We start from the raw sequence: 12,101 nt of genomic DNA, 5'->3' as shown, positions 1-12,101 counted from the left end.
ACTCTCGGTGGGGACGGGCCGGTGCGGGGGCTGCGCCCTCCGCCCCGAGGAGCACCTGCAGAACGGGTCCGGTGACCCTCCAGCGCAGCTGTGACCAGGGGACTGGTCACAGCGGGGGGCCGGCAGGAGAGGATGGGCGCCGCAGACCGCGCGGGAGCAGCCGGCGCAGACGAGCTTGGGGTGGATGACGAGATGAAGTTCCGGGTGGCACGTGAGGTGCTCGCCGAGGCCGTGGCGTGGACGGCGCGCAGCCTGCCGCCGCGGCCGTCGGTGCCGGTGCTCGCCGGGATCCTGCTGGAGGTGGAGGGCGGCCAGCTGGCGGTCTCCGGCTTCGACTACGAGGTCTCGGCCCGGTCCGAGGTCGACGTGCAGTCCACCGAGGCAGGCCGTGCGCTGGTCCCCGGCCGGCTGCTCGCCGAGATCACCCGGGCCCTGCCGCCGCACCCGGTCGACGTGGTCGCCGAGGGGGCCCGGCTGGCCATCTCCTGCGGCAACGCGAAGTTCAGCCTGCCCACGCTCCCGGTCGAGGACTACCCGTCCCTGCCGTCGATGCCGTCGACCGCGGGGGTCGTGGACAGCGACGCGTTCGCCGAGGCCGTCGGCCAGGTCGCCGTCGCCGCCGGCCGGGACGACACCCTGCCGATGCTGACCGGCGTCCGGCTGGAGATCGAGGACGACCTGGTCACCCTCGCCGCGACCGACCGCTACCGGCTCGCCGTCCGGGAGTTCGCCTGGCGTCCGGAGACCCCGGGGCTGTCCGCCGCCGTCCTGGTGCCGGCCCGCACCCTCGCCGACGCGGCGAAGACGCTGACCAGCGGCCCCGAGGTGGTGCTCTCGCTGGCGTCGGGTGGCTCCGGGGAGGGCATCCTCGGCATGTCGGGCAAGGACCGTCGGACCACGACCCGGCTGCTGGACGCGGAGTTCGTGAAGTACCGCGCGATCATGCCCAGCGAGTCGTCGTCCTTCGCCACCCTGCCGGTCGGGTTGTTCACCGACGCCGCCAAGCGCGTGGCCCTGGTCGCCGAGCGCGGCACGCCGTTGCGCTGCGAGTTCACACCCGGCCAGGTCACGCTGCGCGCCGGCGGCACCGACGACGAGGGCCAGGCCGAGGAGCGCTGCGACGTCGAGTTCGACGGGGAGCCGCTGACGATCGGCTTCAACCCGACGTTCCTGCTCGACGGCCTGGCCGCGGTGCACACCGACCGCGCCCGGATGGACTTCACGACGGCGCTGAAGCCGGCCGTGCTGTCCGGGGTCGACGAGCCCTCTGCCGACGACGAGGACAACGGCAGGCCCGCCGAGCGGGCCGGCTCGTACCGGTACCTGATCATGCCGGTGCGGCTGCCCGGCTAGGCGCGGTTCCCGGCGCGCGAGCGCCGGGGAGGGCGAGCACGATGGGCGACGGCGCGTGCCCCGGGCCGCGCCCTGGCGCGACGGGTGCGCCGCGACGGTGCGGCTGCCCACCGAGACCTGCTGCGGGAGGACCGCGGCCCACGAGCGAGACATCGACGACGGAGGAGAAGACGTGCAGCTGGGGATGGTCGGACTGGGCAAGATGGGCGGCAACATGGCCGAGCGGCTGCGTCGCGCCGGTCACGACGTGGTCGGGTACGACTCGTTCTCCGAGAAGCGGGACGTGGAGAGCCTCGAGGCGCTCGTCGAGGCGCTGGAGGCGCCCCGGATCGTCTGGGTGATGGTCCCCAGCGGTGAGCCCACCCGGGCGACGGTGCGCGAGCTGGGCGAGCTGCTCAGCCCCGGTGACGTGGTCATCGACGGGGGCAACTCCAAGTTCACCGACGACCAGGAGCACGCCACGGAGCTGGGCGCCAAGGGCCTGGGCTACATCGACGCCGGGGTCTCCGGTGGCGTGTGGGGGCTGGAGAACGGCTACGCGCTGATGGTCGGTGGCTCGAAGGAGGACGTCGCCAAGGCGCAGCCGGTCTTCGACGCGCTGAAGCCGCCGGCACCCAAGGACGAGGCCGGTCAGCCGATCGAGGGCGCGGGCTTCGTGCACGCCGGCCCGTGCGGCGCCGGCCACTTCGCCAAGATGGTCCACAACGGCATCGAGTACGCGATGATGCAGGCCTACGGCGAGGGCTACGAGCTGCTGGCCGCGGTCGACCTGATCGAGGACGTCCCCGGCGTCGTCGCCTCCTGGACCCAGGGCACCGTCATCCGCTCCTGGCTGCTGGACCTGCTGGTCCGCGCGCTGCAGGACGACCCGGAGCTGGAGAAGATCTCCGGCTACGCCGAGGACTCCGGCGAGGGCCGCTGGACCGTCGAGCAGGCGATCGAGCACGCCGTCCCGATGCCGGCGATCTCGGCCTCGCTGTTCGCCCGCTTCGCCTCCCGGCAGAGCGACTCCCCGACGATGAAGGCGGTGGCCGCGCTGCGCAACCAGTTCGGTGGACACGCCGTCCAGGCCGTCGAGGCGGCCGAGCCGGCGGAGGCCGAGGACCCCGCGTGATGAAGGACCCCCTTGCCCCCCACCACTCGCAAGCTCGTGGCGGGACCCTGCAAGGGGGCCGTTCCATCACGTCACGGGGAGGTTGACCCGTGTACCTCCGGCACCTGCAGGTCGGGCACTTCCGCAGCTGGGAGTCCGCGGACCTGGCGCTGACGCCGGGCCCGACCGTGCTGGTGGGGCGCAACGGCCAGGGCAAGACCAACCTGGTCGAGGCGGTCGGCTACCTGGCCACGCTGGGCAGCCACCGGGTCTCCGCCGACGCCCCGCTGGTGCGGCACGGCGCGACCCAGGCGGTGGTGCGGGCGGCGCTGCGCCGGGACGACCGCGAGCTGCTGGTCGAGGTGGAGATCAACCCCGGCCGGGCCAACCGGGTGCGGGTCAACCGGGCCCCGCTGCCCCGGCCACGGGAGCTGCTCGGGCTGGTCCGGACGGTCCTGTTCGCCCCCGAGGACCTCGCCCTGGTGCGCGGCGACCCGGCCGAACGCCGGCGCTTCCTCGACGACCTGCTGGTCAGCCGCACCCCGCGGCTGGCCGGGGTGCGCAGCGACTACGACCGGGTGCTCAAGCAGCGCAACGCCCTGCTGAAGACGGCGAAGCTCGCCCGCGGCAACGCGCTGGCCACCCTGGACGTCTGGGACGGCCACCTGACCGAGCTCGGCGGTCAGCTGCTGGCTGCCCGCCTGCAGCTCGTCGCCGACCTCGCCCCCTACGTCGCCGAGTCCTACGCCGGCGTGGCCGGTCCCGGCGCCGACCGGGCGGCGCTGGGCTACAGCAGCTCGGTGCCGCTGGCCGGGGACGGGGCGCCGGTCGACCCGGCGCGGGTGCTGCCCGGCGCCGAGGAGCTCGCCGCGGCACTGCGCGAGCGGGTCGCCGAGCGGCGCAAGGACGAGGTCGACCGGGGGGTGACCCTGGTCGGTCCGCACCGGGACGACCTGGTGCTGCACCTGGGCCCGGCGCCGGCCAAGGGCTACGCCAGCCACGGTGAGTCGTGGTCCTTCGCCCTCGCGGTGAAGCTGGCCTGCTTCGCGCTGCTGCGCGCCGACGGCGACGACCCGATCCTGGTGCTGGACGACGTCTTCGCCGAGCTGGACTCCGGCCGCCGCGCTGCGCTGGCCGAGGTCGCCCGCAGTGCCGAGCAGACCCTGATCACCGCGGCGGTCGCCGAGGACGTCCCGGCGGTGCTCCTGGGCACCCGGGTGCAGATCGCCGACGGGCAGGCGCGGATCCTGCCCGGGGAGCCGACCGAGGAGAGCGCGGCAACGGGGGAGGCAGGGGTGGACGGTGGCTGAGGAACGGCCGGCACGACCTTCCGACATCGCCCGCGCGGCGCTGGAGGCCGCCCGTGCGGCCTCGGCGTCCCGGCCGCAGCCGACCCGTCGCCGGGTGGCCGGCCCGCGGCGCCGCTGGACCGGCCCCGGACCCGGCGCCGACGACCCCCAGCTGCTCGGTTCACTGGTCGACTCGCTGGTCACCCAGCAGGACTGGACCGCCCGCACCAAGGTCGGTGCGGTGTTCGGGCGCTGGGACGCCCTGGTCGGGCCGGAGATCGCCGCGCACTGCCGGCCGGAGTCGCTGAACGAGGGCGAGCTGCTGGTGGTCGCGGAGTCCACGGCTTGGGCGACGCAGCTGCGCCTGCTGGCACCGAGCATCCTGGGCAAGCTGCGTGCCGGGGTCGGCGGGGACGTCGTGACCAAGCTGCGCGTTGTCGGTCCGACGGCGCCGAGCTGGAAGAAGGGCCCGCGCACCGTCCGTGGCCGTGGGCCGCGGGACACGTACGGATGACCAGCGAGACGAGGAGTCAGCGATGAGCAGCCCGCGCGACCGCGACCGGGACGGGTTCGACGACGGCGCCGGCGGCCAGTGGCAGGAGCCCGCGCACCTCGGCGGGGACACGCCCGGCGGCGGTGAGCCCGACCCCGCCGCTCCCCGCCCCGACGACGAGCGGACCGGGTCCCAGGCCTGGCAGCCGCCGGGCTGGGACCTGCCGGCGGTGGAGCCGGACCGCCCGGCCACCTCCCCGCCCCCGGCCACGTCCCCACCTCCGTCCACCCCGCAGGCGTCCGTCCCGCCGGCCACGACCCGGGACGAGGCCGCCTGGCAGCCGCCGGGTGCCGACCAGCAGCGGTCCGATGCACCACCGCCCGAGCAGACCGACCGTCCCCGCCGGGGGCTGGGTGGCCTGTTCGGTGGCGGGCGCTCCCGGTCCGGGGACGACGCCGGCGCCGGGTACCGCGACGTCCAGCCGGACCCGGCCGTCGCCGCGGACCCCTACGGCACGGAGCTGTGGGCGCAGCAGTTCGGCTGGGTGCTCTCCGACGGCACCGCCCCGGAGGACGAGCCGCTCACCGCGCTGGTGCGGTCGGCGCCGGTCCGCCCCGGGAAGGAGGACCAGGCGAGCCGGGTCGTGCGCGGCCGGGGCAACGGCCTGGACCTGGTCGCCTTCGACATCGTCTCCCCGGTCGGGCGCGGCTTCGTGAGCACCCACGCGATCACCGCGGCGCCGGTGCTGGGCTCGGTGCCCGCCTTCCGGCTGTCCCCGGCCCGCATGTGGCGGCACGGCACCGGCGGGATGCTGCAGATCCCCAGCCCGGACCCCGAGTTCGACCGCCGCTGGGTGCTGCTCGCCGCCGAGGACGGCCCGCAGGTCCGCCGGATCGCCGAGGACCCCGTCGTCCGGCAGTCGCTGCTGGGCACCGACGACGGCGACGAGGTCTGGTCGGCGGCCGGCTTCGTCGCCGCCATCCGGCCCGACGCCAACCGGCCGCAGCTGATCGAGCACCACGCCCGGCTGCTGGCCGCCGTGGTCGGCGCCCTCGCCGCCGCGGCCTGAGCGGCACCACCGCGATGACCTCGGGCGGGCCGGCGACGGAGGAGCCCGCGCCGTCCGCCGGGCTGCGCCAGCTGCTGCCGCTGCTGCGCCCGCACCGCCGAGCGCTGGGGGCGGCCGCGGTGCTCTCGCTGTTCTCGGCCGCGGCCGCGCTGGCCCAGCCGGCGCTGGTGGGGCAGGTGATCGGCGCGGTCGGCTCCGGCGGTGCGGTGCTGCCCGGGGTGGTCGCGCTGGTCGTCGTCCTCGTGCTGGCCGCCGTGCTCGGGGCCGGGCAGCAGTACCTGCTGCAGCGCACCGCCGAGGGCGTCGTCCTCAGCACCCGGCGGCTGCTCGTCGACCGGCTGCTCCGGCTGCCGATCGCCGAGTACGACCGGCGCCGGACCGGCGACCTCATGTCGCGCGTGGGCTCGGACACCACGCTGCTGCGCGCCGCGGTCACCAGCGGTGTGGTGGAGATCGTCGGGTCGGTGGTCGTCGGCGTCGGCGCGCTGGTGGCGATGGCCCTGGTCGACGTCTGGCTGCTGCTGGTCACCGTCCTGGCGGTCAGCGTCGGGGTGACCACCGCCGTGCTGGCCTCCCGCCGGGTCCGGGAGCTGTCCCGGCAGGCGCAGGAGCAGGTCGGCGCGATGAGCGCAGCGGTGGAGCGCGCGCTGTCGGCGGTGCGCACCATCCGGGCGAGCGGGGCCACCGCCCGGGAGGTGGCCACGGTGGGCACCAGCGCCGAGCGGGCGTTCACCGCCGGGGTGCAGGTCGCCCGGCTGGAGGCGCTGGTCTCACCGGCCGGCTCGATCGCCGTCCAGGGCGCGTTCCTGGCGGTGCTGGGGCTGGGCGGCTACCGGGTGGCGACCGGCTCGATCGCCGTCGCCGACCTGGTCGCCTTCATCCTCTACCTGTTCCTCCTGGTCATGCCGCTGGGACAGCTGATCGGCTCCTACACCCAGCTGCAGACCGGTCTGGGCGCGCTCGCCCGGGTGCAGGAGGTGCTCGCGCTGGAACCCGAGCACGACGAGGAGCCGGAGCGACCGGCAGCCGGCCGGTCGCCGGTGTTGCTCCACACCCCGACCGGCGCGGACCCCGTGCCGCTGCTCCAGCTGGACGGCGTGGGCTTCGGCTACCCGGACGGCACGGCGGTGCTGGACGACGTCTCCTTCACCGTGCCGGCCGGCAGCCGGGTGGCCCTCGTCGGGCCGTCGGGCGCGGGCAAGTCCACGGTGCTGGCGCTGGTCGAGGGCTTCTACCCGCTGTCGGCCGGGACGGTCCGGTGGGCCGGCACCGACGTGCGCGAGCTGCCCCGCGCCGCGCTCCGGGCCCGGATGGGCTACGTCGAGCAGGAGGCGCCGGTGCTGGCCGGGACGGTGCGGGAGAACCTGCTGCTCGCCGCGCCGGACGCCGGGGAGGAGCAGCTGTGGCAGGCGCTGGCCGACGTGGGCCTCACCGGCGTCGTGCAGCGCTCCGCCCGGGGACTGGACGTCTCCGTCGGGGACGACGGGGTGCTGCTGTCCGGTGGTGAGCGCCAGCGGCTGGCGATCGCCCGGTCCCTGCTGGCCCGGCCGGCACTGCTGCTGCTCGACGAGCCGACGGCCAGCCTCGACGCCCGCAACGAGGGCCTGCTGCGCGACACCCTCGCCGCCGCGGCGGCCGACCGGGCGCTGCTGGTCGTGGCCCACCGGCTGTCGACGGTGATCGACAGCGACCAGATCGTCGTCCTGGACGCCGGCCGGGTGGTGGCGGTCGGCACGCACGCCGAGCTGGTCGACACCAGCCCGCTCTACCGCGAGCTGGCCACCGCCCAGTTGTTGGTCCAGTAGCCGCGTTCCACGTGGAACGTCGGCACCAGTCGCCGCAGGACGGCGTGTCGACCTGGGGGGCAACACAGGTGGTGGCTGGTGAGTCGGGAGAGGCTCTGGCGCCACGTCAGGCCGTGGACGGCCGGTCTGGGGTGTACCCACCCGGTACTCTGGAGAGGACACACCCCCAGCAGCCCGCTGAGAGCCGTCCTGCGCGCCTCGACATCGTCGTCGACGTGGCGCCGCGGCCGCGAGGTTGCGCAAGAGAAGGGCCCCACGTGGTCGCTCAGCCGCAGACCGAGAACGCCTACTCCGGCAGCTCCATCACCGTCCTGGAGGGGCTGGACGCGGTCCGCAAGCGCCCCGGCATGTACATCGGCTCGACCGGTGAGCGGGGCCTGCACCACATGGTGTGGGAGGTGGTGGACAACGCCGTCGACGAGGCGCTGGCCGGCTACTGCGACACCGTCCGGGTGACCCTGCTCGCCGACGGTGGCGTCAAGGTCGAGGACAACGGCCGTGGCATCCCGGTCGACATGCACCCGGTGGAGAAGCGGCCCACGGTCGAGGTCGTCATGACCATCCTGCACGCGGGCGGCAAGTTCGACGGCAAGAGCTACGGCGTCTCCGGCGGCCTGCACGGCGTCGGCGTGACCGTGGTCAACGCGCTGTCCCACGCGCTGGACGTGCGCATCTGGCGCAACGGGACCGAGTGGACCCAGCACTACGACGTGGCCAAGCCCGGCGCGCTGACCGAGGTCGGCCCGACGGACAAGCGGGGCACGGCCATCACGTTCTGGGCCGACCCGACGATCTTCGAGACGACGGTCTACTCCTTCGACACGATCAACCGCCGGCTCCAGGAGATGGCCTTCCTCAACAAGGGCCTGACCATGGTGCTGCGCGACGAGCGCCCCGGGCACAGCAAGGCCGAGACCGGCGCCGGCGACGAGGCCTCGCTGGCCGAGGCCGCGCCGACGGTCGGTGCGGAGGACAAGGCCTTCGAGCCCACCGAGGTCACCTACCGCTACGACGGCGGCCTGGTCGACTACGTGACCTACATCAACCGCCGCAAGACCGCGATCCACCGCTCGGTCATCGGCTTCTCCGCCGACGGCGTGGGCAAGAACGACACCGCGATGTCGGTGGACGTCGCCATGCAGTGGTCCGACGCCTACTCCGAGTCGGTGCACACCTTCGCGAACATCATCAACACCCACGAGGGCGGCACCCACGAGGAGGGCTTCCGAGCGGCGCTGACCTCGATCGTGAACAAGTACGCGATCGAGAAGAAGCTGCTCAAGGAGAAGGACGACAAGCTCACCGGTGACGACATCCGGGAGGGCCTGGCCGCGATCGTCTCGGTGAAGCTCGGCGACCCGCAGTTCGAGGGCCAGACCAAGACCAAGCTCGGCAACACCGAGGTCAAGGGCTTCGTGCAGAAGGTCTGCAACGACCAGATCGGGCACTGGTTCGAGGCCAATCCGGCCGAGGCGAAGACGATCATCACCAAGGCCACCTCGGCGGCCCGGGCCCGCCGCGCGGCGCAGGACGCCCGCAAGCTCGCCCGCAAGAGCCTGCTCACGGTCAGTGGCCTGCCGGGCAAGCTGGCGGACTGCCGCTCGACCGACCCGCGGAACTCCGAGGTCTACATCGTCGAGGGCGACTCGGCCGGTGGGTCGGCGAAGTCCGGCCGCGACTCGATGTACCAGGCGATCCTGCCCATCCGCGGCAAGATCATCAACGTCGAGAAGGCGCGCATCGACCGGGTGCTGAAGAACACCGAGGTCCAGTCGATGATCACCGCCTTCGGCACCGGCATCCACGACGAGTTCGACCTGTCGAAGCTGCGCTATCACAAGATCATCCTGATGGCCGACGCCGACGTTGACGGCCAGCACATCACCACGCTGCTGCTTACCCTGCTGTTCCGCTTCATGCGGCCGCTGGTCGAGGCCGGCCACGTCTACCTGGCGCAGCCGCCGCTGTACAAGATCAAGTGGGGCAACAAGCACGCCGACGACTACGTCTACACCGATCGGGAGCGGGACGAGCTGCTCAAGAGCCGCGCTGCCGAGGGCCGCAAGCTCCCCAAGGACGACGCGATCCAGCGGTTCAAGGGCCTCGGTGAGATGGACGCCAAGGAGCTGTGGGAGACCACGATGAACCCGGAGAGCCGGATCCTGCGCCAGGTCACCCTCGATGACGCCGCCGCCGCGGACGAGCTGTTCAGCGTGCTGATGGGCGAGGACGTCGTCGCCCGCCGCAGCTTCATCACCCGCAACGCCAAGGACGTCCGCTTCCTCGACGTCTGACGAAGGACCCCGTCCTCCTCACCCCTCGCAAGCTCGGGGCGAGCCTCTGGACGGGGCCGACGCTGGGTCCCTGCGAGGGGGCCATCGGGCTGCGGCCTGTAATGCGCATTCATCCACCGCTGTGTATCGACTTGTGGAGAACCAGACGTGACAGAGACACCCAGCCGCGACCGCGTCGAGCCGGTCGACCTCCAGCAGGAGATGCAGCGCAGCTACATCGACTACGCGATGTCGGTCATCGTCGGCCGCGCACTGCCCGACGTGCGGGACGGCCTCAAGCCGGTGCACCGCCGCGTGCTGTACGCGATGTTCGACCAGGGGTTCCGGCCCGACCGGGCGACCGTCAAGTGCGCCCGCGTGGTCGGCGAGGTGATGGGCAACTACCACCCGCACGGTGACTCGTCGATCTACGACGCCCTCGTGCGGCTGGCCCAGCCCTGGTCGATGCGCTACCCGCTGATCGACGGCCAGGGGAACTTCGGCTCGCCGGGCAACGACCCGGCCGCGGCCATGCGGTACACCGAGGCCCGGCTCACCCCGCTGGCCATGGAGATGCTCCGGGACATCGACGAGGAGACCGTCGACTTCCAGCCCAACTACGACGGCAAGAACCTGGAGCCCCTGGTCCTGCCCGGGCGGATCCCCAACCTGCTGGTCAACGGCTCGGCCGGCATCGCCGTCGGCATGGCCACCAACATGCCGCCGCACAACCTGCGCGAGGTCGCTGCCGCGGTCTTCTGGGTGCTCGAGCACCCCGAGGCCGAGGCGGAGGAGGCGCTGACCGCGTGCATGGAGCGGGTCAAGGGCCCGGACTTCCCGACCCACGGTCTGATCGTCGGCCGCGAGGGCATCGAGGACGCCTACCGCACCGGCCGCGGCTCGGTGCGGATGCGCGCCGTCGTCACCGTCGAGGAGGACAGCCGGGGCCGGGTGCAGCTCGTGGTCACCGAGCTGCCCTACCAGGTGAACCCGGACAACCTGGCCGAGTCGATCGCCGAGGGCGTCCGCGACGGCCGGCTGCAGGGCATCTCCGAGATCGCCGACGAGTCCAGCGACCGGGTCGGTCGCCGGCTGGTCATCACGCTGCGCCGCGACGCCGTCGCCAAGGTCGTGCTGAACAACCTCTACAAGCACACCCAGCTGCAGACCACCTTCGGCTGCAACATGCTCTCCATCGTCGACGGCGTGCCCCGCACCCTGCGGCTGGACGAGCTCATCCGGCTGTGGGTGACCCACCAGATCGAGGTCATCGTCCGGCGGACCCGGTACCGGCTGCGCAAGGCCGAGGAGCGGGCACACATCCTGCGCGGCTACGCCAAGGCGCTGGACCACCTGGACGAGGTCATCGCCCTCATCCGCCGCAGCGAGTCGGCCGAGGCCGCCCGCAGCGGGCTGATGGAGCTGCTGGACGTCGACGAGATCCAGGCCGTCGCGATCCTGGACCTGCAGCTGCGCCGGCTCGCCGCCCTGGAGCGGCAGCGGATCCTGGACGAGCTGGCCGAGATCGAGGCCCGCATCGCCGAGCTGCAGGCGATCCTGGACTCCCCCGAGCGGCAGCGGCAGATCGTCCACGACGAGCTCGCCGAGATCGTGGAGAAGTACGGCGACGACCGGCGCACCCAGTTCGTGGCCAACGACGGTGACGTCTCCATGGAAGACCTCATCGCCGAGGAGCAGGTGGTCGTCACGATCACCCGCACCGGCTACGCCAAGCGCACCAAGGCCGACCTGTACCGCTCGCAGCGGCGCGGCGGCAAGGGCGTCATGGGCGCCCAGCTCAAGCAGGACGACCTGGTCCAGCAGTTCTTCGTGGGGTCGACCCACGACTGGATCCTGTTCTTCACGAACAAGGGCCGGGTCTACCGGGCCAAGGCCTACGAGCTGCCCGAGGCGGCCCGTACCGCCCGTGGCGCGCACGTGGCCAACATCCTGGCCTTCCAGCCGGACGAGAAGATCGCCCAGGTCATCCAGATCAAGGACTACACGGTCGCCCCGTACCTGGTGCTGGCCACCGCCCGTGGTCAGGTGAAGAAGACCCGGCTGACCGACTTCGACTCCCCCCGCTCCGGCGGCGTCATCGCGATCAACCTGCGCGACAACGACGAGCTGGTCGGTGCGGCGATGATCAGCCCGGACCAGAACCTGCTGCTGGTCACCCGCAAGGCGATGTCGATCTGCTTCAAGGCCAACGACGAGCAGCTGCGCCCCATGGGCCGGGCCACCGAGGGTGTGCGCGGCATCTCGCTGGCGCCGGACGACACGCTGCTGTCGATGATCGTCGTCCAGGAGGGCGTCGACGTCCTCGTGGCCACCGAGGGCGGCTACGCCAAGCGCACCGGGATCGAGCACTACCCGGAGCAGGGCCGGGGCGGCAAGGGCGTGCTCACCGCCGACCCCAAGGCCCGCAAGGGCGCCCTGGTGGGTGCGCTGGCCGTGGTGCTCGGCGACGAGCTGTACGCCATCACCTCCGGCGGCGGGGTCATCCGTACGCCGGTGAACGGGGTCCGGCACACCCGGGACCGGGCGACCATGGGTGTCAAGCTCATGAACTTGCCGGAGGATGTCTCCATCGTGGCTATCGCGCGTACGACGGACAACGACGAACCCGACGCCTAGGGTGGGGCGGATGCCAGACCGGTGTTGCGGACGACGACGTCCGCGCCCCGGGCTGTGCGACGACCACCGCAGTGACCGGCCCACCGCCC

At 72.9% G+C, this 12,101-nt stretch carries 8 protein-coding genes; all 8 read left to right on the top strand.

What is annotated here, in order from left to right; translation table 11 throughout:
• Positions 1–180: 180 nt before the first annotated feature.
• The 8 genes from dnaN to gyrA all read left to right on the top strand — a co-directional run bounded on the left by dnaN (position 181) and on the right by gyrA (position 12,012).
• Positions 181–1,353: a DNA polymerase III subunit beta gene (dnaN, locus tag O2W15_RS05595; protein ID WP_269164103.1), complete on the top strand. Its 1,173-nt coding sequence runs from the start codon at positions 181–183 to the stop codon at positions 1,351–1,353.
• Positions 1,354–1,525: 172 nt separating this feature from the next.
• Positions 1,526–2,467 carry a phosphogluconate dehydrogenase (NAD(+)-dependent, decarboxylating) gene (gene gnd, locus O2W15_RS05590; protein WP_269164102.1) on the top strand — a complete coding sequence of 314 codons (942 nt, stop codon included), beginning with the start codon at positions 1,526–1,528 and terminating at the stop codon, positions 2,465–2,467.
• An 89-nt stretch (positions 2,468–2,556) separates the two neighbouring features.
• Positions 2,557–3,756: a DNA replication/repair protein RecF gene (gene recF / locus O2W15_RS05585; RefSeq protein WP_269164101.1), complete on the top strand. Its 1,200-nt coding sequence runs from the start codon at positions 2,557–2,559 to the stop codon at positions 3,754–3,756.
• On the top strand, positions 3,749–4,249 hold the full coding sequence (locus O2W15_RS05580) for a DUF721 domain-containing protein (RefSeq protein WP_269164100.1): 501 nt from the start codon (positions 3,749–3,751) through the stop codon (positions 4,247–4,249). Before recF ends, O2W15_RS05580 begins: the two co-directional genes overlap by 8 nt.
• 22 nt (positions 4,250–4,271) lie before the next feature.
• The gene (locus O2W15_RS05575; RefSeq protein WP_269178693.1) at positions 4,272–5,297 is read left to right on the top strand and encodes a hypothetical protein; all 1,026 of its coding nucleotides are present in this window, start codon (positions 4,272–4,274) and stop codon (positions 5,295–5,297) included.
• Positions 5,298–5,311: 14 nt separating this feature from the next.
• The gene (locus O2W15_RS05570) at positions 5,312–7,102 is read left to right on the top strand and encodes an ABC transporter ATP-binding protein (RefSeq protein ID WP_269178692.1); all 1,791 of its coding nucleotides are present in this window, start codon (positions 5,312–5,314) and stop codon (positions 7,100–7,102) included.
• A 257-nt stretch (positions 7,103–7,359) separates the two neighbouring features.
• A complete protein-coding gene (gene gyrB / locus O2W15_RS05565; RefSeq protein ID WP_269178691.1) occupies positions 7,360–9,396 on the top strand; it encodes a DNA topoisomerase (ATP-hydrolyzing) subunit B in 2,037 nt (678 codons plus the stop codon).
• Positions 9,397–9,543: 147 nt separating this feature from the next.
• A complete protein-coding gene (gyrA, locus tag O2W15_RS05560) occupies positions 9,544–12,012 on the top strand; it encodes a DNA gyrase subunit A (RefSeq protein ID WP_269178690.1) in 2,469 nt (822 codons plus the stop codon).
• Positions 12,013–12,101: the final 89 nt, after the last annotated feature.

This window comes from Modestobacter sp. VKM Ac-2979 (assembly GCF_026967995.1).
In the GTDB taxonomy this organism is placed as follows: Bacteria; Actinomycetota; Actinomycetes; order Mycobacteriales; family Geodermatophilaceae; genus Modestobacter.
The sequence above is the reverse complement of the archived record's forward strand: the minus strand, read 5'-3'. Positions and strand labels throughout refer to the sequence as shown.